The sequence below is a fragment of the Rhodococcus rhodochrous genome, from assembly GCF_014854695.1.
GTDB lineage: Bacteria > Actinomycetota > Actinomycetes > Mycobacteriales > Mycobacteriaceae > Rhodococcus.
This window is the reverse complement of record NZ_CP027558.1, coordinates 233,640-257,665: the sequence shown is the minus strand read 5'-3', so window position 1 is coordinate 257,665 and position 24,026 is coordinate 233,640. Positions and strand designations below refer to the sequence as shown.

General features: G+C 64.4%; 21 protein-coding genes. 12 read left to right on the top strand and 9 right to left on the bottom strand.

Translation table 11 applies throughout. The features are described from left to right. Positions 1-101 precede the first annotated feature (101 nt). Positions 102-926 (top strand): IclR family transcriptional regulator domain-containing protein, encoded by an 825-nt coding sequence (locus C6Y44_RS26045; protein ID WP_060654679.1) that lies wholly within the window; start codon positions 102-104, stop codon positions 924-926. Between the two features lie 25 nt (positions 927-951). On the opposite strand, the gene C6Y44_RS26040 is transcribed toward C6Y44_RS26045, so the two are convergent. From C6Y44_RS26040 to C6Y44_RS26025, 4 genes are all read right to left on the bottom strand, one after another. Then, entirely contained in the window at positions 952-1,677 is a 726-nt protein-coding gene (locus C6Y44_RS26040) for an alpha/beta fold hydrolase (protein ID WP_192378913.1), read from the bottom strand. After that, positions 1,674-2,081, bottom strand: coding sequence for a nuclear transport factor 2 family protein (locus C6Y44_RS26035; RefSeq protein WP_160329013.1), 408 nt, complete (start codon positions 2,079-2,081; stop codon positions 1,674-1,676). The genes C6Y44_RS26040 and C6Y44_RS26035 overlap by 4 nt, the downstream gene beginning before the upstream one ends. Positions 2,082-2,164: 83 nt before the next feature. After that, positions 2,165-3,829, bottom strand: coding sequence for an FAD-dependent oxidoreductase (locus tag C6Y44_RS26030; RefSeq protein WP_192378912.1), 1,665 nt, complete (start codon positions 3,827-3,829; stop codon positions 2,165-2,167). A gap of 8 nt (positions 3,830-3,837) precedes the next feature. After that, complete coding sequence (locus tag C6Y44_RS26025) at positions 3,838-4,407, bottom strand: VOC family protein (protein ID WP_192378911.1); 570 nt, start codon at positions 4,405-4,407, stop codon at positions 3,838-3,840. 349 nt (positions 4,408-4,756) lie between these two features. Here C6Y44_RS26025 and C6Y44_RS26020 point away from each other — a divergent pair, with 349 nt between their 5' ends. Together C6Y44_RS26020 and C6Y44_RS26015 are read left to right on the top strand one after the other, a co-directional pair. Beyond that, positions 4,757-6,007 carry a CaiB/BaiF CoA transferase family protein gene (locus C6Y44_RS26020; RefSeq protein ID WP_192378910.1) on the top strand — a complete coding sequence of 417 codons (1,251 nt, stop codon included), beginning with the start codon at positions 4,757-4,759 and terminating at the stop codon, positions 6,005-6,007. Then, positions 6,007-6,828: a citryl-CoA lyase gene (locus C6Y44_RS26015; protein WP_192378909.1), complete on the top strand. Its 822-nt coding sequence runs from the start codon at positions 6,007-6,009 to the stop codon at positions 6,826-6,828. Before C6Y44_RS26020 ends, C6Y44_RS26015 begins: the two co-directional genes overlap by 1 nt. A 487-nt stretch (positions 6,829-7,315) precedes the next feature. On the opposite strand, the gene C6Y44_RS26010 is transcribed toward C6Y44_RS26015, so the two are convergent. Genes C6Y44_RS26010 through C6Y44_RS25995 form a run of 4 tightly spaced genes read right to left on the bottom strand, consistent with a single transcriptional unit; the run spans position 7,316 to position 11,299 of the window. Then, positions 7,316-8,293, bottom strand: a complete 978-nt coding sequence (locus tag C6Y44_RS26010) for a PDR/VanB family oxidoreductase (protein WP_039584285.1) — start codon at positions 8,291-8,293, stop codon at positions 7,316-7,318. Between the two features lie 2 nt (positions 8,294-8,295). Then, complete coding sequence (locus C6Y44_RS26005) at positions 8,296-8,802, bottom strand: hypothetical protein (RefSeq protein WP_192378908.1); 507 nt, start codon at positions 8,800-8,802, stop codon at positions 8,296-8,298. Further along, the gene (locus tag C6Y44_RS26000) at positions 8,799-9,983 is read right to left on the bottom strand and encodes a zinc-dependent alcohol dehydrogenase (RefSeq protein ID WP_192378907.1); all 1,185 of its coding nucleotides are present in this window, start codon (positions 9,981-9,983) and stop codon (positions 8,799-8,801) included. The genes C6Y44_RS26005 and C6Y44_RS26000 overlap by 4 nt, the downstream gene beginning before the upstream one ends. Positions 9,984-10,015: 32 nt before the next feature. After that, complete coding sequence (locus C6Y44_RS25995) at positions 10,016-11,299, bottom strand: aromatic ring-hydroxylating dioxygenase subunit alpha (protein WP_006552202.1); 1,284 nt, start codon at positions 11,297-11,299, stop codon at positions 10,016-10,018. Between the two features lie 313 nt (positions 11,300-11,612). Between C6Y44_RS25995 and C6Y44_RS25990 the strand changes: the two genes are divergently transcribed. The 4 genes from C6Y44_RS25990 (at position 11,613) to C6Y44_RS25975 (ending at position 16,394) form a co-directional block, all read left to right on the top strand. Further along, complete coding sequence (locus tag C6Y44_RS25990; RefSeq protein WP_225623858.1) at positions 11,613-12,443, top strand: IclR family transcriptional regulator domain-containing protein; 831 nt, start codon at positions 11,613-11,615, stop codon at positions 12,441-12,443. A gap of 253 nt (positions 12,444-12,696) precedes the next feature. Further along, complete coding sequence (locus C6Y44_RS25985) at positions 12,697-13,941, top strand: MFS transporter (protein WP_159419426.1); 1,245 nt, start codon at positions 12,697-12,699, stop codon at positions 13,939-13,941. Then, the gene (locus tag C6Y44_RS25980; RefSeq protein WP_159419427.1) at positions 13,938-14,732 is read left to right on the top strand and encodes an IclR family transcriptional regulator domain-containing protein; all 795 of its coding nucleotides are present in this window, start codon (positions 13,938-13,940) and stop codon (positions 14,730-14,732) included. Before C6Y44_RS25985 ends, C6Y44_RS25980 begins: the two co-directional genes overlap by 4 nt. A gap of 396 nt (positions 14,733-15,128) precedes the next feature. Continuing rightward, entirely contained in the window at positions 15,129-16,394 is a 1,266-nt protein-coding gene (locus C6Y44_RS25975) for an MFS transporter (RefSeq protein WP_225623857.1), read from the top strand. Between the two features lie 204 nt (positions 16,395-16,598). Here C6Y44_RS25975 and C6Y44_RS25970 read toward each other — a convergent pair whose 3' ends face one another. Beyond that, positions 16,599-18,074, bottom strand: coding sequence for an aldehyde dehydrogenase (NADP(+)) (locus C6Y44_RS25970; RefSeq protein WP_192378906.1), 1,476 nt, complete (start codon positions 18,072-18,074; stop codon positions 16,599-16,601). 162 nt (positions 18,075-18,236) lie between these two features. Here C6Y44_RS25970 and C6Y44_RS25965 point away from each other — a divergent pair, with 162 nt between their 5' ends. From C6Y44_RS25965 to C6Y44_RS25945, 5 genes are read left to right on the top strand one after another with little or no spacing between them, the layout of a single operon-like run. Further along, positions 18,237-19,373: a CaiB/BaiF CoA transferase family protein gene (locus C6Y44_RS25965; protein WP_192378905.1), complete on the top strand. Its 1,137-nt coding sequence runs from the start codon at positions 18,237-18,239 to the stop codon at positions 19,371-19,373. A gap of 50 nt (positions 19,374-19,423) precedes the next feature. After that, positions 19,424-20,542, top strand: coding sequence for an acyl-CoA dehydrogenase family protein (locus tag C6Y44_RS25960; protein WP_088898945.1), 1,119 nt, complete (start codon positions 19,424-19,426; stop codon positions 20,540-20,542). A gap of 7 nt (positions 20,543-20,549) precedes the next feature. Beyond that, entirely contained in the window at positions 20,550-21,749 is a 1,200-nt protein-coding gene (locus C6Y44_RS25955) for a CaiB/BaiF CoA transferase family protein (RefSeq protein WP_192378904.1), read from the top strand. Continuing rightward, positions 21,746-22,900: a zinc-binding dehydrogenase gene (locus C6Y44_RS25950; RefSeq protein WP_159419430.1), complete on the top strand. Its 1,155-nt coding sequence runs from the start codon at positions 21,746-21,748 to the stop codon at positions 22,898-22,900. Before C6Y44_RS25955 ends, C6Y44_RS25950 begins: the two co-directional genes overlap by 4 nt. Then, complete coding sequence (locus C6Y44_RS25945) at positions 22,897-24,021, top strand: glycoside hydrolase family 88 protein (RefSeq protein ID WP_159419431.1); 1,125 nt, start codon at positions 22,897-22,899, stop codon at positions 24,019-24,021. The genes C6Y44_RS25950 and C6Y44_RS25945 overlap by 4 nt, the downstream gene beginning before the upstream one ends. Positions 24,022-24,026: the final 5 nt, after the last annotated feature.

The window sequence follows — 24,026 nt, the reverse complement described above, 5'->3', positions numbered from 1 at the left end:
TATCTCTTGAGAACTGCACGAAGGTACCAACATCGGAGCTTCCTATGCTATTTTCGAGAGCATTTTCCCGGCCATATGTCCGCTTGGCGTACGATGACAGCATGAGACGTGGAGAAGGGCCGGACTTCATTGAAGCGCTCGCCAGGGGGTTGGATGTGATCAAGGCCTTTGAGCACCTACCTGCCGAAGCCTCTCTCGCCGACATTGCGGCGGCAACCGGCTTGGCCCGACCCACAGCACGGCGCATGCTCATCACCCTCGAGCAACTTGGCTACGTACGCTCACACGCCAACACATTCATCCTCACACCGCGAGTACTAGAACTCGGGCTCGCATACATTGCGAATTGCGACATCTGGGACCTCAGCCGCGAACACCTGCGCAACCTCGCCGAACAGACGCGAGAGTCTTGCTCCATCGCTCAACTAGACGGATCCGACATCGTGTACGTGGGCCGCGTCGCAGTACCTAAGCTGGTCACATTAAGCGTGACGATCGGTACACGATTTCCAGCTTTACAGACTTCGCTCGGAAAAGTACTGCTCGCAGGCCTCCCCGACGACGAACTCGACTTCGTTCTATCTCAACCCAGTCGCTCCAGGATCCTGCCGGTGTGGCAACCCAGCGTGGACGAGGCGAGGCCTGTCCTACGTGAGGTTCGCGCACGCGGCTGGGCAACGACCGACCAACAACTGGCACCGGGCATCCGGTCCATCGCCGCGCCGATTCGTGATGGTCACGGTGCCACCATCGCGGCGGTGAACGTCAATGCGCACGCGGCGGAAACGTCGATGGACGAGCTGGTGAGCCGATATCTATCGCCGCTGCTACATACAGCGAGTGAGATTTCCGCTGACATCGAGCTGGGAAAGCGCGTGCCGATCGCAGATCTGACCCCGGCCTCGGCCGACTCCTCTGCCACATAGCATCTGCGTCGAACACGACCAGGGATTACCCGCCCGAAAGTCCGGTCCGTGAACGCATAGCGGCAACCTCGAACTCCACCACGGCGGCGAGCTGTGAGGGGGCAGAGAAGAACGGTGAGTGGTCGCAATCGAGCTCGATCATCTCATCAGCGTGAGTGGCCGCCTCGCGTTGGGCCGCAACGTCAACCGCACGATCGGCAGTACACACCACGTACACCGTCGGCACGTGCTCCCAGACCGGGTTGGCTACAGGCTGAACAGGTACACCGCTCCTCATCGGCCGCCACCGGGCGCGTGCGAGATCACGCAGACTCCGTGGGGTCGTGTTATAGAGGATGCCGTCCGCGTGCGAAGCGAGGGTCATGACGCCGTCCTCGCGCCGCACACAGTTTGTGAATTCTGGAGTATTCCACGAGGACGTCCGTTCCGCCGGACTCTGTCCCCGCAGTGGCATCCGGGCAGCGACGTAGATCAGCGCGTCCGCACGCTCCGCCGCGATCGACACCGGGAGCCCTCCGTAACTGTGCGTAACCACAAGGACTGGGCCCTCGGAAGCGGCGCGGTCGACAGCAACAGCGACCGCGCGGCAATCCGACTCGAGACTGCTCAATGGTAGATCCACTACGTGCGAACGGATCCCGACATTCTCGAGCAACCCGACAACGATCGTCCAGCACCATCCATCGTGGTTAGCGCCGTGCACCAGGACAACCGACGGTTCGCCGGATTGAAATTGAGGTTCCGCCGTCATCGCGCGGCCTGCGCCATAGCGAAACTGTCTTCGTACAAGTGATAGCGCGTGATCATGCCGTCGTGCAATGTCACCCATAAGGCAAATTTCGACGTAACCGTGCGACCGGTGACCAACACTACCGAGGTGAATTCTCCCAGTACCACGGCGTTATCGGCGTCACCGACGATAATGAAGACTTCGAACCGTCGCGATTCGGTCAGGCTTCCCAGCGACTCGAACAGCTTCCTCATCGAGGCGCGGCTGCCTGGCTCTTGGGGCACCCACGGTAGATGACGACTATTGGGGATGTGAAAATCAACCTCTGCAGCAAAGAGATCGGCAGCGTCTGCTGCCTTACCTGCGCCCTGCAGCGCAAGAAGTTCCTCGACGCGATCTCTGGCCGTGATTGGCGTGCTTGTCATGAAAATCCTTGTCCAAACGGCCGGACCGTGCCCCAACCGCAGCGAGTTGGTGGCACGATCCGGCGTCCTCATGTCTGTGACCGTCAGCGCGCGCCGACAGCCGTCAATCCCTCGACGCGCGGGACGACCGGGTCCGGAATGAACCAGGTGTCGAGGTAGTCGATGATCTTGTCCGCATCCTCGAGAGCACAGGTCATTCCGACGTAGAGGTCCGGCCGCACGAGGATCAGCCGGCTGACGGCACCAACCGAATAGCGCTCGTGCAGTTCACCGAGTTCGTCTGCACTGCGGTGGTCGAAGTCGAACGTCGAATCGTCAGAGGTCTCGGTGACGAGGTGCGTCCGTACCTGTCCTGGATGCCGGGCGTCGATCAGACCTTGCACACGCAGCGCGACATCTACCGTTTCGGACTCGTCAGCACCCTCACCCGTGACTGCGACAAGAGTGAAACCGGGATGTCTGAATACGTCGTACAGGCGCTTGTGCGGCTCGACGACCAGCGTTGCGTCGGGCGCACGTTCGCCCGGCTGCGGGCCGTCCAGTGTGCGCAGACCTTCGGGCACCGCTACCACATCGCGATAGGTGTGTGCCAGCCCCGATACGAGTCGGATGGTCTCTTCCTCCCACCCGGGGACCTGGGTCAGGGGGTACCGCTCCTCGGGCTCGATGCCGAAGCCCATCACGATTTCGTGAGTGGCCATTGCTCCGGCGGTGACCTGCTCACCAATTGGGCGCCGTTCCTGCTCGTAGGTGTCAAGGATGACCGGATCGGATTTTCCCTGCACAACCGCGGCCAGCTTCCAGCCGAGATTGAACGCGTCCTGCATACACCCATTCATGCCTTGCCCGCCGGATGGGGAATGGATGTGTGAGGCGTCGCCGCAGATGAGCAGCCTGTCGTTCCGGTACCGGTCCGCAATATTGTTGAGGATCGGCCACCGGGTGACCCATTCGGGCTCCCCTATCTTGATACCGACGCCGATCCTGTCGGCAACCTCTTGGAAAGCGGCGCGTTGGTCCTCGGCATGGACGTACTCACCGGTCGCGTCACTCATGTAGATGCGCCAGTTCCTCCCCGGAAGCTTGGTGCAGTTCATGAAGAGGTCTTTGTCGAAGAAATAGTTCATCCACCGGTCGTCGAACGTCACATTGGTGAGCTCGACATCCATCATTGACATGGATGCGACTTCCTCACCCCGGAATCCGATACCCGCGGCCTCCCGCACGAAGCTGCGCTTCCCGTCACAGCCGACCACCCACGGCGCCGTCACGATTTCCTCTGTGCCGTCGGCATGGCGGAGCACGGCAGTCACGTCACCGTCCCCACCAGTCCTGTCGATACGGATAACCTCGGTGCGGTACTCGGGGACGAGCGAGTACACCGCCAGCAGATGCTCACGCAGAACCTGCTCGAAGTCGTTCTGGTTGATCTTGTAGTAGAACGGGTACCGGGTCGGCAACGATCGGTAATCGGTACGAGGCTGATCGTCCTCCTCACGTCCGGGGAAATGGTAGATGTTGCCTGGGCATTCAGCGCACACCTCCTCGAGCCGGTGTGCAGCACCGATATGGTCGAACATCTCCATCGACCGCGCATGCACGGTCATTGCGCGAGTGGTGTGTGATGGTCCTTGACGCTTCTCCACGAGCCGAATCCGCACACCGCGGCGCAGAAGTTCGTGAGCAAGGATCAGACCGGTCGGGCCGGCACCGACGATGAGGACTTCAGGATTGTCATTGGCGCGCATGGTTTTCCTCACCGGTAGTTGTTGTTGCTGGTGTAGTCACCAGCGAGCCAGGATTCGAGATCAGCGCGGGCGGTCGCGCGGCGCTCTGCGTCGGCTTCTTCGACACCTGGTGCATCGACTGTGAATTCGAGTAGAAGCCCGTTCGGGTCGACAGTGTAGAGCGAGCGGCAGTAGCCGTGTTCGAGCACGTAAGTCTCCTCCGGCTTCCAGTTGGCGTCTTGCAGCTTCTTCTCGAGCACCGCCTGGGTCGTGACGTCGACTTTGGTCGCAATGTGCTGGAACGGCGAATGCGGCATCTCCGGTCCGAACTCGGCTTGGTCCTCCGGGCTCGCGAACTGGAAGAACGCCAGAGCACTCCCGTCGGCCATCCCATAGAAGGTGTGGCAATAGACGCGTTCCTTACCGAAGAGCACGTCAGACTCCTTCCATGTCGCCACCAATGGCATCCCGATAATGTCCTCGTAGAACTCGCGGGTGGCTGCCTGATCGTTGGTGACGTACGCGTTGTGATGCAGACGCATCGGCGGACCCCCCACTCCCCGATCCTCGACAGCCTGGTCTTCGGTTCGCGTGCTCATGGTTTTCTCCCTTGTTCTTCTCACGACCAACCACCCGAACACCCGCCCGGCAGTTGTCCGTTATACGGACATAACAGCCCAGATCGGAATGCGAGAGTTTCATCGCGCAGTGACGGATGTAACGCAGGTCATGCTGCCCACGGATCCCGATAAGATCTATCCAGATCGCGCAGAGAATACGAATAGCGCAGGAAACAGCTGGAAAAAGGCCATTCAGGCTGGCGTAGACCGCACCCCACAAGCCATACTCGCTTCGCCGACCCAGCTACGGGGACAGGCACCTGCAATCAACCAAGAAGCAACGGACAGTTGTCCGCATTACGTTCGCGGGCTACACGGGAGGCACCAGATGACGTCGACAATTCACCCACCCGAACCCGCTCCGTCCGCTGCCGACACTCACCTACGGCCCTTACAAGGCATCCTGGTAGCCGACTTTTCCCGGATCCTCGCGGGCCCGTACGCCACAATGTTGTTGGCGGACATGGGCGCTGAGGTCATCAAGGTAGAGAGCCCGGGTGGGGACGACACGCGCTCCTGGATGCCGCCGGTACGACCTGACGGGGTATCGACCTATTATTCTTCGATCAACCGCAACAAGCGATCCATCGTGCTGAACCTGCGGGATCCCGACGACGCTGCTGCCGCTCGGGAACTCGCCCGCCGCGCCGACGTGCTGATCGAGAACTTCAAGCCTGGCAGTTTAGCCAAGCTGGGACTGGGTTACGAGCACGTGCAACGGATCAACCCCGCAATCGTGTACTGCTCGATCAGCGGGTTCGGCACCACCGAAGGAGCAAACCTTGCAGGTTACGATCTGATCGTCCAGGCGATGTCAGGTTTGATGAGCCTCACCGGCGATCCAGACGGACCTGAATATCGCGCAGGCATCAGCGTTTTCGACGTGATCACCGGATTGCACTCTGCGATCGGAATTCTTGCTGCTTTGCGGCATCGCGACATCTGCGGGACGGGCGCCGGCCAACATATCGAGACCAGTTTGATGGCGTCGGCCCTGAGCGGACTCGTCAACCAAACTGGCGCCTTTGTTGCGGGCGGAACGGTACCCACTCGCATGGGTAACGCCCACCCCAGCTTGTTCCCGTACGAGCCGCTGCCGACCGCAGACAACGATCTGATCGTCGCGGCCGGTAACGATGCCCAGTTCCGGCGACTCGTGCAAGTGCTCGGCATAAGCGAGATCGCCGACGACCCACGTTTCAGCACCAATAGCGACCGCACCACCAACCGCGAGGAACTTCGCCCAATCCTGGTGGAGCGACTGCGCACCGACACGGCCCGCTATTGGTTCACCAAACTCAACGCCGCTGGCGTCCCCTCGGGTCCCATCAACACCATCGCCCAAGGCGTCGAGTATGCCGAGGAACTCGGTCTCGAACCCGTTGTCGAAGTGGGCGCCGCCAAAGTGCCCAGTATCCGCAATCCGATCTCGTTCTCGGCGGCAACACCACGCTACGATTTCGCACCCCCCGCACTTGGCGAGCACACCGACGAGATCAAGAGATGGCTGTCGAATCCAGATGTCACGGCACAGCTGCCTGAAAACTCCACTCCCACCCGAAACAAGGAAGGCGCCTGATGCCGCACCCCTCGTTCAACGCTGACTCGATCGCGCCGTACTCCACCTCGCTGGGGACCTCCTCGGCAACCGAAATCCGGCTGCTTGGCCACGACCTGGCCAACGAGCTGATGGGCAAGGTCAGCTTCGGCGAACTGGCGTTCTGGCTCGTTGCATTGCGACGCCCGCAGCCTGGGGAACTGCGCTTGTTCGAGGCAGTGTTAGTTGCGCTGGCCGATCATGGGTTCACTCCTACCGCCCTAGCAGCTCGGCTCACCTACCTGAGCGCGCCCGAATCCCTCCAGGGAGCCATGGCTGCAGGCCTGCTCGGGGGCGGGTCCCGCTTCCTCGGCGTCACCGAGGACACCGGGCGCTTCCTTTCCACCGCACTCGCGTCCCGGGAGGGTCTTCCCATCTCCGAAACCGACTGGGACGACTTCGCGCTCAGCTTGGTCCGTACCGAGCGTGCCGCCGGGCGGATCGTTCCTGGACTCGGGCACCCCAATCATAAGGGCGGCGACCCGCGCACCCCCATCATCTTCGACATCGCTGCCGATGAGGGGATTACCGGTCCTCACTTAGCACTGTTCGCCGCCCTCGGTAGGGTCAGCGAACGCGGACTTGGAAAGAAACTCCCGCTCAATGGAGCCGGCGTATGCGGTGCCGCGCTCGCCGATCTCGGTTTCCCGCCCGATATCTTACGCGGATTCGCGCTGCTCGCGCGGTCAGCGGGCCTCCTCGGTCAGATTTCCGAAGAAATGCGGGCGCCCATCGCCAACCGCATCTATATGGAGGTCGACCGCAACGCCCAGTACGTGTCTCCCCCGAGTGACGGCACATAGACGACCGATCCTGTGTCAGGTGGATGCCATCTGACACAGGATCGTCCTGAGTACAGCAAAGGGACTTCACACTACTGCACATCCTGTGCAGTACGGCGGCTGGCAAGGCTCATCCGCACTGCGCACCGTATCGGCTCTTTCCTGCACGAATGCGGGATTACCGTAAAGGGCGTCGGTCGGTGCGCTGCGCCCCACTCAATCGTGCTCCAAGGGATGTCTTGCACACCAAGTTCAGTAACGGCACCCGATGACCCGATCGATTGTTTTCGACGCGGTATGCGAATGGCGATAGACCAACTCGGTTTCGACGATAGTGGTCATTCCGATCCCATGCTACGCATGTTCTCGAAGGCCGCTGTGATCAAAGCAGCGAACGCTCACGTTACCTCGTCGGTCGACATCAGAGATATCCCTAGCCGTGCTCCGGGAATCACGACCATTGACTGCGAGAAAGCGGACACCCGCCTCCTCGCAGCATCCTGCTACGTCAAGCGTCGAGGACCAGTGTGGGTGTGCGAGAACGTCCGACGCAGATCATCATCGTCTGGCCCTTGTCTCGGTCTGCCTGAGAGAGGATCGAATCGTGATGTTCGGGAACTCCGTCGAGCACGCGGGTTTCGCAGGACCCGCAGAATCCGTCCTCGCAGGAGTACAGGATGTTCGGGTTCGCTTCGAGAACGACTTCGAGCAGGGTGCGGTCTGCAGGCACCTTCAACGTGCACCCGGTCCGGCGCAGTTCGACCTCGAATTCGGTGGGCGACTGCCCCTCCGATGCGTCGGCAGCCTCGGAGGAATCGACCTCCACGACAGGGGCACCGAACCGCTCGAAATGAATTGCTTCGTCACCGAGCGCCGGACCACACACCGATTTGACCGCTTGCAGTAGACCTTCGGGGCCACAGCAGTACACGGCGGTGCCGGCCGGAACGTCGGCCACGGCGCCTGCCAGGTCGAGGTTTCCGAATTCGTCTGCAGGACAGACGTCTACTTCGCCGAGTCCGCAAATCTCTTCCACGAATGCCATCGTGGCGCGGCTGCGGCCGCCGTAGAGTGCGGACCAGCTGGCGTTCTCCCGTGACAGTTTCCGTGCCATCGAAAGAATGGGAGTGATTCCGATTCCTCCGGCGATCAGGAGGTAGTGGGGTGCAGGCTCGAGGGCGAAGTGGTTGCGGGGTCCCCGCACCGCGAGGAGGTCCCCCACCCGGACACTGTCGTGGATTTCCTTCGACCCACCGCGTCCTTGCTCTTCTTTGAGAACGGCGATCCGGTAGGCAGTCTTGTCCTCGGGGTCACCACACAGGCTGTACTGCCGAACGGTCCCGGAGGGCAGCACGAGGTCGATATGTGCTCCGGGCTCCCATTCGTCGAGGGCGGCCCCCTCCGGGTGCTCGAGGGTCAGCGACAACACGCCGTCGGATTCGAGTCGTTGTTGCCGGACCACGAGGCGGCTGGTCTCTTGTGTCATTGTCAGATCCTTGAGGTCGAGAGAACTGGCGCGTAAGCACCCGGGGTGCGGTATCCCCCTTTGAGAACGTCGACGAAGGCGGTGGCGAGAGAGACCTGGGTGAGGGACACCAGCATGTCGAGTTCCATCCGCAGTACTGCCATCGCTTCGGCGCCTTGCGGGCTGTCCCAGTCCTGTTGGTCGATCAGGACACCGGCGAGCAGGTTGCCCGATTCGCGGGCTGCTTCGGCCATGGCGGTGGCGAAGCCGATGGGGACCTGGGGCAGTACCGAACCGATGAGAATGACCATGTCCGATTCGGTGACCAATTCGTCGATACGACGCACCACCGTGGCCTCGGCGTTGATGTCGCGTACGGCCGCCTCGGCGGGCGAGTGCGCGGTGACGACGTCGACATCGGTCAACCCCGCCCGAGCCATCTGCTCGATCAGGTCGTCACCGGACTTCCCCAGGGGCACCAGCAGTATTCGAGCTACGTAGGACAGCCGGCGGGGTGTCGTCTCGCTCATGACAGCGTTCCTCGTTTCTGAGTGTTCGGGCGGCGCAACTGTGGACGGATCACGACGTGGGGGCTCACCGGCCCCTGTCCGGTGGCCATCCGCCCCAACATGTCGTCGACCTCGTCGAGGCCGACGTCGACGGAGGGCACGATCTCCAATCCGGATCGGCCGCCGGCGAGAAGTTCGATGCTGCGTGTGACTGCATCAGGAGAGCGGCCTCGGACACCGACGATGGTGTTGGCGCCGCGCACCAGAGATTTGAGATCGAGTTCGCAGACCGGGGTCGACCCCAGTCCGCCGATAACCAGCCGGCCCCGCTTGCGCAGCACACGGGCGGCGGCCACGGCCTGTCCCCCGAGTCCGACGGTGTCGAGGAGTACATCGGCTCCCTCACCGCCGGTGGCTCGCAGGATCAGTTCGGCAAGGTCGTCGTTGTCGTTGATCACCGGCACCGCACCGAGAGATTCGGCGATCTCGAGGCGCCCGGCCGACTCCGGTACCCCGATCACGACGATGCGGGCGGCACCGACAGCCCGGGCTGCGGCTACTGCGGAGATACCGTGGTAGCCGGGGCCGATGATCACGACCGTCGACCCCTCCTCGGCGCCGCCGGCATCGACCGTCCAATCCAGCGCGTTGGCGAAAGGCTGTGTCCACGCCGCGAGGTCCGCATCGAGATCCGCCGGTAGGCGGTACACGAGGCTGTTTGCGCTGAGCTGCATGTATTCGGCGTTGCCGCCGTGCAGACCGGACCCGTCGTTCGCCGGGACCAGACCTACTCGCCGCTTTCCTACGAACAGATCGGTCTGGGGGCACATGCGGTGATCACCGATGCGGCACGCCGGGCAGTCCTGCTGCATACACGGCAGGTACTCCTCCAGCGCGACCCTGTCGCCGGGCCGCACGTCCCATGCGGCGGACTGGGTCCGATCCACCGAGACGACGGTCCCGACGACGTGATGGCCGAGCACTGTGGGCGAGTCCAGTCCGGCCCGATAGAGACCGACATCGGTTCCGCACACCGCGGAGGATTCGACTTCGAGCCAGCCCACGGCACCGACGGCTGCGCTGGTGTCGAGGTGGCGGATGGTCGTCGTTGTGTCGGGCATCGATACCGCGGCGCGGACCATCGTCGGCGGGCCGGCAAACGAGGGTGTCGATGCGGTGTCGATGTCGGCTCTATTGGTCACGACGGATTCCTTGTTTCTTGTTGCCGGAGTGGTCAGATGGAGACGAAGTCTTCGCCTTCGACCATGCGGAGTGCGTCCTCTGCACCCTCCTGGAAGGGCGTTGCCTTCGGCAGCAGGACCGAGGTCGACCGCACACGCTGGTGTTCGGGCTGCAGACCGGGCAGGGTTTCCGCTTCGAGTTCCTCGAGGGCGGCGAGCAGTCGGCGGCGGGCCAAAATGATGCCGGCGTCGGAGGTTCCGAGGCGTTCCTTGGTGCGATCGCAGATTGCTCCCATCGATTCCTGCAGGGAGAAGTCCTGGGCGGCGATGCCCTCGATGCCGGAGAACGTCTTCTTCTGCTTCTGGGCCTCGCGGTCCATCAGATAGTCGTTGTCCTTGTTCGCCAGCGTCCGGTAGGTCCCGGGGATGTACTTGGCGTGGATTCCGTCTCCGTTGCGCATCGACGCGAGTTCGTCCTCGCGCAGCTCCCGGGTGGGGTGGTAGTTGATGCTCCACGCCCAGCACGTCTCGTCGTCGATGGGCACCCAGGCGTGCCCGCCGAGCGGATTGTGGGTGCCGAACGGGGGAATGATGGTGTACCAGGGCATGATCCACTGGGTGATCCGCCAGTAGTACTCGTCGTCGTTGGCGTTGCGGCGAGCACCGATGACCAGACCGCCGTCGCTCTCGGCGACCTCGAACTTGGGGCGGGTGTCGGCCTTGAGGTACTTGTTGCCCTCGGTCCCCGAGTGCATCGGGTCGTCGTCGAGGTTGAATCGGTGGGCGAACGAGACGTGGCTCGAGTCGATGCCGCCCTCCATTGCCTGCAGGTAGTTCGTCTCCTGCAGTCGCTTCGAGACGAATCGGTGGCCGTCGCCGAGCATGGCCCATTCGAGTTCGGGGAGTTCGGGCTTGAGCTCGGGCGGACCCATGTAGGTCCAGATCACGCCGCCGCGCTCGACACACGGGTATGCCTTCTGCTTGATCCGGGACTTGAACTTCGAGTCCTCCGGTTCGGACGGCATGTCCACGCAGTTGCCCTCGACGTCGTACTTCCAGCCGTGGTATGCGCAGCGCAGGCCGCAGTCCTCATTGCGGCCGAAGTACAGCGAGGCGGTGCGGTGACTGCAGAACTCGTCGAGCAGCCCGAGCCTGCCCTGGGTGTCGCGGAATGCGATCAGTTGCTCGCCGAGCAGCTTGACGCGGACCGGGGCGCAGTCCGGCTCCGGCAACTCCTCCGCCAGCAACGCCGGGATCCAGTACCGGCGGAAAAGCCGGCCCATGGGCGTATCGGGGCCCGTCTGAACCAGCAGAGTGTTCTGGTCTTGCGTCAGCATGGCAGTCCTTTCGACCTTCAACGACTGATTGCGTCCGAATAGCGCGCACGTGCGCGGAGATTGATCGGTGGGAGCACTGTGGCACACGTCGCTTCGCACCGTCAACCATGGGCGGCCTTACTTTTCGCCCTAAGGCCCCTGGTACTCGCTGTTTCTGTCGCCGAGACACGCGATGGATCACCACCGGCGAAGGTCCGCACTCCGCCGTGGAAGGTCCGAAAGGAACGCGCATATGCGCGCAGATCGGACTCCACTACACTCGCGGTCGTGGGATCGAAGAAGCCCACTCAGTGAGGGCACCGGAGAGGAACAGATGACGCGAGCCAAAAGCGCGGTGGACGCCATGCCGACGTCGACCCCCGTGCGGCCGGCCCGCCCGAAGGACGCGGTCCAATCACTCGAACGCGCCATCGCAGTGCTGACCACCTTCGACCGCGAGCATCGCCACCTCACACTGACCGAGGTGGCAGAGCGGTGCCGACTTCCCCGCTCGGCGGCGCGCCGATTCCTGCACACCCTCGTCGAACTCGGATTCGTCGAGGTCTCCGGCCGCAAGTTCACCCTGACACCGCAGGTACTCGAGCTGGGCTATGCCAACCTGGCGAGGTTCACCCTCGCCGACGTGTGCCAGCCACACCTCGAGGCACTTGCGCGAAACCTGGGTCTCTCCGCGTCCGTCACAGTGCTCGACGGTCCGGACATCCGGTACGTCAGCAGAGTGGAGGTTGCGTCCGGCATGTCGGTGTCCTTGAAGGCAGGCAGCCGATTGCCCGCCCATCGGACAGCGACCGGACGGGTGCTGCTGGCGGCACTTCCCGAAGCCGAACTGAACCGACATCTCGACTTCTCGGCTCCCCAGGACGCGCACCCGGCGCCCGCCCACGACGAGCGCAGTCGACTCGAGCGCGAATTGGACATCATCCGCCGCCAGGGTTGGGCCTTCGCCGACCAGGTTCTCGATGTCGGAGTGCAAGCGTTGGCCGTGCCGCTGCGCTCCCGAACCGGCCGCGTCGTCGGCGCACTCACCGTGTCGATGTACCAAACGCACGAATCCGCGCGCACCCTGGTTCCGCGGTACCTTCCCCCACTCCTCGAAACCGCCGGTCGAATCTCCCTGGAACTGCGCGCCGGAATCGACGTCTGAGCGCATCCCATGCCGCGAGGACGCGCACGTCCACCCGTCGCCGAACACCCACGGCGTGCTCCGCGGCCTCCCGTCACGTGTCGCCACGCTTCGATGGCCCACGAGAGTCGGGGACGCGGCGAGGTAGGTGCCACACCCTAGGACGTGCGACACTTGCGTCCGAAGATAGGTTTCTTGAACGCTATGCGGACGCTTTGCGCTGAGATCGTGCGCACCGTCGCGCAGCGATAGGACTGTCGATGGAGTGCCTGTAGTGAACAACCGCAATTCTCGAGCACTACTGCCGTTGCTGACGGCAGCCATGGCGATCGGCCCCCTGCTGACCTACGGCCTGAGCGCGACGAGCGCGCTGGTCATCGACTCGCTCGGCATCACCGCGGCGCAGTTCGGAATGCTCGCCACGCTCAGCTTCCTGGCGGCGGCTGCCCTGTCCCTGACCTTCGGGCGATTCAGCGACCGCTTCCCCGCTCGCGCACTGCTCGTCACGATCTTCGCGGGCGCCGCACTCTCGTTCGTCATCGCGGCGCTGTCGACGAATTACCTGTGGCTACTGGCAGCCATGGCCTTGTCCGGGGCTGCACAGGCCCTGTCGAATCCCGTCACCAACCGCGTGATCAGCGATAATGCCCCGCCGGCCAAACGCTCTCCCTGGATCGGAGTGAAGCAGTCCGGGGTGCAGGTCAGCCAACTCGCCGCCGGAGTCGGATGCCCCACCCTGGCACTTGCCTGGGGATGGCGAGGCCCACTATGGGTCGGCGCGGCCATCGCGGGCATCTCGGCCCTCTGGGCCTGGCGTTGCGCACCGTCCCGGAACCGTTCCCAACGGCCGGCAAGCGCACCCGAGCGTGCCGCACCCTCCTCCGACCGCACCGAGCGCCGCACCCTGCCCCCGGCCGTCTGGCTGTTCGCCGCCTACGCCTTGTTCTCCGGCGCCGCCCTTCAGGCCACCAACGTCTATCTCCCGTTGTTCGCGCACGACGAAATGGGATTGAACCTGACCGTGGCCGGGCTGACCGCCGCGATCGCCGGCCTGATCGGTGTCACGGCGCGAATCGGCTGGGGCCGCGCGCTTTCCGGAAGAACCGGCCCCTTCCCTCTGCTACTGGTCCTCGCATCGGGCTCCCTGCTCGGCGCACTCGCCCTGCTCGGTGCCGAACTCTGGGGATGGCTTGCCCTCCTGTGGATCGGCGTCGGCGTGCACGGTGCGACCGCCCTCGCAGCCAATGTGGTGTTGATGGCCGGTGCGCTCCGCGTGGTTCGGACCAGCACCGTAGGCCGTGCCTCGAGCGCCATCGCAGTCGGGATGTATCTCGGATTCGCCGGCGGGCCCGCTCTGATGGGCCTGCTGACCGATCACACCGGCGGATTCGCGACCGGCTGGTCTGCGGCGGCAGTGCTGTACGCAGTGTGCGGCGCGCTCGGCCTCTGGGGGATCCGCACTTCTCACGCCCCCACTCGATCGGCAGCATCACACGAAGTAGATAGGTTGAGCCTGTGAGCGAGAACGAAGCAACCACGACGACCCCGGAGCAGAACCGCGATCACGTTCAAGCTCTCGGCCGGGGGCTCGAGGTACTCAAACTGTTCGGGCGAGAACGTCGCCCTCTGTCGGTCACCGAAGTCGCGAGCCTCGCCGGTATCACCCGCACTGCGGCCCGGCGCTTCGTGCTGACACTCGAGTACATGGGCTATCTGTCCTACGACGGCACCGCCTACACCGCCCGCCCCGCGATACTCGAGATCGGCGACGCCTACGTCCTGAGCAGCGGACTTCCCGAGATCGTCCGGCCCCACCTCGAACGCCTGGCCGAGCAGACGCAGGAGACGGCCTCGCTCACCGTGCTGCATCACGACAGGATCTTCTATGTCGACCGGGTCCAGGCCGACCGGGTCCTCACGGTCGAAATCGTGGTCGGGACGAGTCTGCCGGCCTACGCCGTCGCCACCGGTCGTGTACTCCTGGCCGACCGCACCGATGCCGAACTCGATGCCTATCTGGCGAGCGTGGACACCCGCAGTTACACCGCGGCCACCACGATCGACACCGACGAACTGCGAGAGAAGATCCTCGCCGCACGCAACGAGGGATGGTCGCTGGCGGATGAGGAACTCACCGAGGGAGTGCGGTCGATCGCCGTGCCCGTGCGCGACGCCGAAGGCTACGCAGTCGCCGCTCTCAACGTCTCCGCCCAGTCCTCGCGGGTATCACTCGATCACATGCGGGGATCGATCCTCACCGCTCTGCGCACTGCGGCCGAGCAGATCCGCGAGGAGCTCGCAGCGATGTGAGGCCCTGTCCGGTGATCGCGGTCGTCGTCGGGACAGCGCCCTGCGCGCCGCGTGATCGACGGATCGAGCGGCGACCACATGATCCGGCCGATGACCTCCCGGACCGGGACGAGGGGCGAAATGCGTCCGAATAGCGCGCAATTGCTCCACAAACGGACGCAAACATTGTGTGAACGCGATCACCTTGATAAAACAGGTGCAGCGCTCGACCGGTCGAAGGTGACCCACCCTGAACTTTCCGCGACATACCCCCTCGTGACGTTCACAGTCCCTTCCACACCTCGACTGCACCAACGCTATTCGACTGACGGCAGCGATCCTCTCCCCCGAGAACCCGGGTAGCAGCAACACAACCCGAGACCCCTTATCGCGCCGAGACCAGACAGGAAACCCCTCGTGCAGACGATTTCCACCTCACCTGATCAACAGGCACGCAACCGATATCGGTGGGTCGTGCTCGTGCTCTGCTGGCTCGCCTTCACCATGACCTCCGTCGATCGCTCCACCTGGGGCCCGGCATCGGTGTTCGTCGGCGAGGACCTCGGCGTACCACTGGCCAGCCTCGGCGTGTTCGCCACCGCGTACTACATCGGCTACGTCTGTTCCAACGCCCTCACCGGGGTGCTCTCCGACCGGTTCGGTGGCCGCGAGGTGGTCACCGTCTCACTCGCCGGCGCAGGCGTGTTCATGATGATCTTCGGATCGACCACCTCCGCGGTCATCGGCATCGGCGTGCAAGCAGTCGTCGGCTTCTTCGCCGGCGCGGATTACGCCGCAGGCGTCAAGCTCCTGGCAAGCTGGTTCCAGCCCAAGGAACTCGGCAAGGTCATGGGACTGTTCACCTCCGCGACCTCGCTCGGCACCGTCATTGCCAACACCGCCGTCCCGTGGATGATCAACCACTACAGCTGGCACGCCTCCTACCACCTTTTCGGTGCCATCTCGATCGTCACGGCGGTCATCTGTTACGTGATCATCCGGCCGGGACCGGTCACCAACACGATCGCTACCGCAGGCGACGGCAAGCGCCCCTCCGCCTGGAAGACCCTGACCACCAACCGCGATCTCATGCTGCTCTCCCTCGCCGGATTCGGCGGGTTCTGGGGCACATACGGATTCGTCACCTGGTCCAACGCCCTGCTCATCAAGGGACACGGCGTTTCCGGCACCACCGCCGGGTTCATCGTGGCGATCTTCGCGGGCGTGGCGGTCGTCAGTAAACCCCTCACCGGAATACTCGGCGACCGGATAGGCAGCGCCCGAAAGCCCGCGATCGTCATTCTCGCGCTGTTCTCCGTCATCCTGATCTTCTTCGGAACGCTGGACAACGTCCCAGCGCTCCTCATCGCAGCACCCATCCTCGGTCTGGTCGGTTACGGATACCTGCCCCTGATCGTCGCGATGATCCCCCGCCTGGTCTCGAGCGAGGTCACCGGCACAGCCGCCGGCGCATCCAACGCCTTCTGGCAGATCGCCAGCACCCTCGTCCCCCTCGCCATCGGCGCGGTCTTCTCCGCCACCGGCTCGTTCCTGGCAGCGTTCGCAGCCCTCGCCGTCGGACCGATGATCGGCGCAGTGATCCTGTACTTCGTCGACGAGAACGGCGGAAAGACCACCGTCGCCGACACAGAACCGGTCACTCCCGACACCACCACCTCCTGAGACCCACAACTAACGACACGGCGGCCTCCCTCCGGAGACCGCCGTGTCGTTGGTTGTGCAGCACACCTGGGCGCGACTACCCGCGCTGATCCGGAAGGTCGTGTGACACAACGCCACATACAAACCCGGTCCGGAGCCACGCAACAGACGTAGTCCTCTGCGAACCCTGTCCGGATCGAGGCGACATCGCGAGCACCGGTGGCCCTACGACAGCCGGCCGTTCACCCGGCGGGGAATACCCCACGGGTTCGCATCGACGAGAGCGGACGGCAGGTTCGCTTCGGGCACCGACTGGTAGGCGACCGGACGCAGGAACCGCCGAATCGCGGTCGCTCCGACGGAGGTGTGTACCGAGTTGGTGGCCGGGTAGGGACCACCGTGGTGCTGAGCCCAACCGACGGCCACACCGGTAGGCCATCCATTCCAGATGACGCGCCCCGCACGGCGCGCAAGCGCACCGAGCAGTCCCGCAGCATCGGGATCGTCCTCGGTTCCGTGGACGGTCGCTGTCAACGTGCCCGGCAGGACAGCCATCGCCGCGTACAGCTCCTCGATCGATGTGTAGGTCACGATCAGCCCGAACGGACCGAAGCATTCTTCGAGCAGGTCCTGAGGGTTTCGACGCAGTGCCCGAGCGTCGGTCACGCCGATGACCGGGCGCACCGACAGATCGTCCAGACCGCTCTGCTCGGGCACTGCCACCGGCCGGACCTCGGGATGGTCGAGGATCTGCTGGGACACCTCGAGAAACGACTGCCGGATCCCTGCGTGCAGCAGACGGAACGAATCCTCGGCGACCGCGGTTCGAACGAGCCACTCGATCGAACTCTGCTCGGGAACGAACAGCAGCCCCGGCTTGGTGCAGAACTGCCCCGCGCCGAGCAGCAACGATTCGAGGAACTCGCCGGCGATCTTGCCCGACCGGTCCTCGGCGGCCGCAGGTGTCACGAACACCGGATTGGTGCTGCCGAGCTCACCGTAGAACGGGATGGGATTCGGTCGGCCGGCTGCCAGATCGGCCAGCGCACGGCCACCCGATGTCGAGCCGGTGAACCCGACGGCGGTGATACGCCGATCCTGGACGAGCTGACGTCCGATCTCGGCGCCCTGCACAACCCCGAAGGTGCCGTCCGGGGCGCCGCCCGCCCGCAGTCCCTCGGAGATCGCCCGCGCATAAGCGGCGGTCAATCGCGGCTGAGCGGGGTGGGCTTTGGCCACGACGGGGCAGCCGGCAGCCAATGCCGAAGCGGTGTCTCCGCCGCCGAGTCCGAATGCGAACGGAAAGTTGCTCGCACCGAACACTGCGACAGGTCCGGTGGGCACGAGCATCCGACGCAGATCGGGACGCGGAGCAGGGTGCGCATCCGGATCGGCCGTGTCGATGATCGCTTCCAGCCAGGAGCCCTCCTCGACGACCTCGGCGAACATCCGCAGCTGCGTCGTCGTCCGCGTGACTTCGCCGCGCAGGCGCGGCTCGGGCAGTGAGCTGTCGGCGGCCGCGAGCGGCACCAGTTCCGACGCTGTGGCGTCGAGCGCATCGGCCACCGACCGCAGAAGGTGCGCTCGCTCGTGCAGGTCCGTACGAGCAAGAGACGTCGCGGCGGCCGCGGCGGCGTCGAGAATCCGCTCGTAGTCCTGCGCGGTGGTGTCGGGGAGAGTGTCTGTCGCAGTGGTTTCCATTGCTGTCCTGTCGAATTCGGAGCGTCCCGTGCTGAGTGTGTGGATCTCAGTGTGCGGGAGACCCGTTGTGATGCGACATCTCCACATGGAGATGGTGTGAGTGCAGTCACCGCCTCCAGGATGGGCATCACACGAGATACCGGATGACTTTGGAGGACGACGATGACCGCAACGACAGGACCACTCGCGGGGGTTCGGGTACTGGATATGACACGTCTGGCGCCCGGACCGTACGCGAGCATGCTGCTCGCGGACCTCGGCGCAGAAGTGATCGCAATCGGTGGTGGTCGTTCCGGGCTCCCGGTGCCCGCGCTGTCGCGAGGCAAGGAATTCATCTCGCTCGATCTCAAGACCGCCGACGGCCTCGACGCCCTGCACACCCTCGTTTCGGAAGCCGACGTCTTCATGGAAGGATTCCGCCCCGGGGTGGCAGACAAGCTGGGCGCCGGCTACGCGGAACTGTCGGCCCTCAATCCCGGACTCGTCTACTGCAGCGTGACGGGCTACGGCCAGAACGGGCCCATGGCGCAGCGCGCCGGGCACGACATCAACTACCTGGCCATCGCCGGTGCCCTCGGGACCTTCGGCCCCTCGGATCACCCGCCGACACTGCCGCTGAACCTGGTCGCCGACTTCGCAGGCGGCGGATTGCTGTCGGCATTCGGCATCATGTCCGCCCTCTACGACCGCACGCGTACCGGTAAAGGCCGGTACATCGATGCCGCCATGGTCGACGGCGTGCTGTCGATGATGGGAATGAACTTCGTCGATTGGCAGACGCCGACGCTGCCCGGACGTGGACACGGCGTACTGACCGGATCGATGCCGTTCTATCGGTGCTATCGCTGCTCCGACGATCGCTACGTCGCAGTCGGGGCCCTCGAGACCGCCTTCTTCGAACGGTTGTGGACCACCCTCGACCTCGGTGCCGTTCCGAACCATTTCGACGAGTCCACCTGGGACCACATCGAAAAGTCACTGACCACAGCATTCGAGACGAAGACGATGGCGGAGTGGACCACAGTGTTCGCCGACGTGGATGCCTGCGTGACACCGGTACTCGAACCGCACGAACTGGCCAGCTTCGATCAGATCGTGGCCCGGGACCCGGACTTCACACTTCATTCGGTCCCCGTGGTCCCGGTGTTCTCCGACGGCCCGACACGGCGCGCCACCGACACCCACGTCAAGACCGAGGACGTGCTGCGCCGTGCCGGTGTCGCCGAAGACCTCGCCCAACGGGCGGCCGCAGCCGGTATCCCCTCGTCCGTGACGGGTCTGAGCTGGCCCCCACTGTGACCGTCGAACTTCCGAATCATCACCTTCCCCACACAGACCAGGAGTAATTCATGAGTATCGAATATCGCGAATTCCGCGAGAGCGTCCGCAAACTCGCGCAGACCAAGATCGCACCGCACGCCGCCGATGTGGACGACAAGGAACGATTCCCCGCGGAATCCTGGGCAGCCCTGCGCAGCAACGACCTGCCCGGACTCGCCTACCCCGAGAGCCTCGGCGGCAGTGGAGCCGACCTGCTCGCCCAGGTCATCGCTGTAGAAGAAGTCGCAGCGTCCTGTGCAAGCACGGCACTGGTCATGCTGGTCAACTGGGCCGGCACCTCCACCGTGCTCCGCCAAGGCTCCGACGAACTCAAGCAACTGGTGGTACCGAACGTCGCATCGGGCGCCGCCGGCGCCGCATGGTGCATGACCGAGCCGCGCGTGGGCTCGGACCTGTCGGCGATCGCAACGACCGCAACCCAGGATGGGTCCGACTGGATCCTCAACGGTCAGAAGCGGTTCATCAGCAATGCGCCGTGGGCCGACTGGTACGCCGTGCTGGCGAAGACCGGCGAGAAGTCACTCGGCATCTTCATGGTGCACAAGGACGACGCCGGCGTCAGTTTCGGCGCTCCCGAAAAGAAGATGGGTATGCGCGGCAGCCCCACGACCGACGTGAACTTCGACGAGTGCCGACTGCCCGCCGTCCGCGTCGTCAACGACCCCTACCAGGGGTTCGCGTACATCTCGGAGGAACTGAACGTCAGCCGGGCACTCATCGCCGCGCAGGCCCTCGGCATCGCACAGGGCGCATTCGATGCCGCCGTGTCGTACACGACCGACCGCGAGCAGTTCGGCCAGTCCATCTCCCGCTTCCAGCTTCTGCGCGGCATGGTCGCCGATATGGCCGTCAAGATCGAGTCGGCCCGCACGCTGCTGTACGACGCAGCCCGTCTCATCGACGACGGGGAACCGGCGGGACGGACGAAGGCGGCCATGGCGAAGCTGCTGTGCAGCGACACCGCCATGTCGGTGACCACCGATGCGCTCCAACTGCACGGCGGATACGGCTATGTCCGTGACTATCCGGTCGAGCGGATGATGCGCGACGCCAAGATCACCCAGATCTACGAGGGCACCAACCAGATCCAGCGACTCATCATCGCCAAGTCGGTATACGGAAAGTAGGCGCACCGTGCACCACCCCCAGCAACAACACGCGCTGAGCGGCATCCGGGTCCTCGACCTCGGCGAGATCATGCAGGCACCCGTGGCCGCGCAGGTTCTCGGCGACCTCGGCGCCGAAGTGATCAAGGTCGAGCGCGGTGTCAACGGAGACATGCTGCGAGGCCTCGATCGCGAGTCACTCGACGAAGGTCGCCCCAGTGCCTACTTCGCCGCGGTCAACCGCAACAAGCGCAGCATCGCACTGAACCTGAAAACCCCTGAGGGGCAGGACATTCTCCATCAGCTCCTCGCGGAGGCGGATGTTCTCATCCACAGCTACCGGACCGCGGCAGTCGAACGACTGGGCTTGACCTACGACGATCTGCACGAGCGCTATCCTCGGCTCGTCTACGGCACTGCGACCGGATTCGGCGAGACCGGACCGTACGCCCACAAAGCAGGCCAGGACATGCTCGCGCAGGCACTGAGCGGAATGGCACGCGCGTGCGGCGACCCGTCGATCTCGGCATACGTACATCCGGTACCGACCGTGGACTACGCCTCGGGTATGGCCCTCGCCCAGGGAATCTTGGCAGCACTGTTCGAACGCGAACGCTCCGGCCGCGGCCAGAAGGTCAGCGTCAACCTCTTCGATACAGCACTGGCCCTGCAGACTCTCGAAAGCTCCACACTGCTGGCGTACCAGCGTGAGACCAACTGGGTCAGCGACTGGTACAGCGGCATCTTCGAAACGACCGACGGTCTGCTCCTGGTACTCGGCCTGTTCCGCGAGAACGCTCTGGGTCTGGCATGCAAAGCTCTCGGCATCGACGATCTGTCCGTCCAGCCGACGTTCGCCACACCACAACTCCAGGCAGAGAACAAAGAAGCCGCCAACGCGGTTCTGCGTCCGCTGGTCGCACAGTTGAGCACCGCCGAGGCGGCAGAGTTGTTCGACGGGGTCGATCTGCTGTGCGCACCGCTGCTCACCCTGCAAGAAGCGCTCGATCATCCCCAGACGCGGCACAACGGCACACTCGTCGACGTCGAGATCGAGGGTGTGCGCACCACCCGGTTGATGGGCAACCCTGTCACGTTGTCCCGCACCCCCGCCCAGGTGCGCCGTGGGGTGCCAGCGGTCAGTGAACATGCCGACGAAATCCTCCATGAGCTCGGTATCTCCGAGTCCGATGTCCAGACCTTGCGCAGTAAGGGAGTGATCCGATGAGTAATACGATGCAGACGGACCCGACGAGCCCGACCACCGGCACCGCCACGGCGATGGTGCTCGAAGGCTTCGGACAGACCATGACCGCGACGACGTTTCCGCGCGTGACCCCCGACGCCGGCGCGGTCGTCGTCGACGTCACGCACGCGGGAATCTGTGGAACCGACATCCACCTGCAGCAAGGTCGCCTGCCCATTCCGGTACCGCTCATCCTCGGACACGAGGCGGTCGGTCGCGTACACGCCCTCGGCGATGGAGTCACCACCGATGCCCGGGGCGAGCAACTGCACGTCGGGGACGCGATCTCATGGGCGTCCAACATCCCGTGCGGGCACTGCTACTACTGCCAGGACCAGCACGAACCGTCGCTGTGCGAGACCCGCAAGGTGTACGGCATCAACCAGTCATCGGCCGACTGGCCCCATCTGTCGGGTGGGTGGTCCGAACAGATCTACCTCCAGCCCGGCTCGACGATCATCCGCATCCCGTCCTCGGTGACCCCGCAACAGGTGATCGCACTCGGCTGCGCCGGCCCGACAGCCGTGCACGCCGTGAACGATATCGCCAAGCCGCAGACAGGCGATGTCGTCGTGGTCCAAGGCAGCGGACCGGTCGGTCTGGCCTGCGCCATGTACGCCACACTCGCCGGCGCGGCGAAAGTGATCATCGTCGGCGGGCCGGCCAACCGTCTCGAGGTCGCGCAGGCCGCCGGCATCGGCGACATCCACATCGACATCTTCACCGAGACCGATCAAGAGGCCCGCCTGGAACGGATCCTCGCGCACACACCGGACGGGCGCGGCGCCGACGTCGTCATCGAGGCCACCGGCGTCCCGACCGCTGTAGCCGAAGGCATCGACCTCGCACGCCGCGGCGGCAAGTACCTCGTCGTCGGGCAGTACACCGACCACGGCACCACCCCGATCAACCCCCACTACATCACCAAAAAGCAGCTGCAGGTGCTGGGAAGCTGGGCGTTCTCGCCGCAGAACCACCTCGAATACGTCGAATCCCTCCCCCGGCTGACCGCCCACTTCGATCTCGCGTCGATGGTCACCGAATACCCGCTCACCGAGGCGGACGACGCCATGGCCGATATGCGGGACGGGCGCACGCTCAAGTCGGTCCTCACCACCGGAGGCCGGTCGTGACCAACGCCCGGTACACCGCGGCGATCGAGGCGATGCTCGAGCGGATCGACTCGACCGCCAAGCAGACCGACGGCACCTTCCCGCACTACGGCGACATCGAATCCGGCGAATGGACCACCACCACCGACGGAAACTGGACCGGAGGATTCTGGGGTGGCCTGGCCGCACTCGGCTTCGCCGCCTCGGGTGACAAGCGCCTGGCACACCTCGCCGACGACATCACCGCGCAGATCCTGCCCCGGCAGAATTCCGACACCGCCTTCCGCGGCTTCCTCTTCTGGTACGGGGCCGCAGTCAACCACCTCGTCACCGGAAGCGACGACGCGGCGCAGACCGCTCTGGCAGGTGCCCACGGCCTGCTCACCAGCTTCAACGATCGCGCCGGCATCATCCCACTCGGAGCAGAAGCAGAAGAAGCAGAAGCGGTCGGAGAAGGCGCCGCGAACATCGACGCCGTCCCGGGCACCGTCGCGCTGCTCTCGTGGGCCTCGGCACATACCGGAGACCCACGCTTCCACGACGCCGCGATCCGCCACGCGCAGCGGCACATCGAACTGTGCATCCGCACCGATGGCTCGGTCTGTCAGTCGGCACGATTCGACACATCCAATGGTGCACTGCTGGACCGCTATACCCACAAGGGCATGAACGCCGACAGCACCTGGGGCCGGGCACAGGCGTGGGCGATGGTGGCATACGCCCAGGCCGCACAGTGGGCATCGCCGTCCTTCCTGCCAACCGCCGTCCGACTGGCCGAATGGTGGCTCGACCGCACACCGAACGGCGCCGTCGTGTCCTGGGACTTCGACGCCGGCACCGGTCCGGATGTTCCGATCGACACCTCCGCCACGGCCATCGCCGCTGCCGCGCTGCTCAAGCTCGATCGGCTCGTCCCTGAGCGGACCGACTTCCGGGACCGGGCCGTCGCCCACGTCGAGGCACTCCTCGATCACCTCACCCCCACCGGACCGCACGACAGCAGACCGGCAGGGATCCTGATGGACGGTTGCTTCGACAAACGCCGCGACTTCGCGACCCGAAACGAACTGATCTGGGGTGATTACTTCCTGCTCGAGTGCCTGATCAACCTGAACAACCGGTCCGATACGCTGAAGCTGTGACCGGA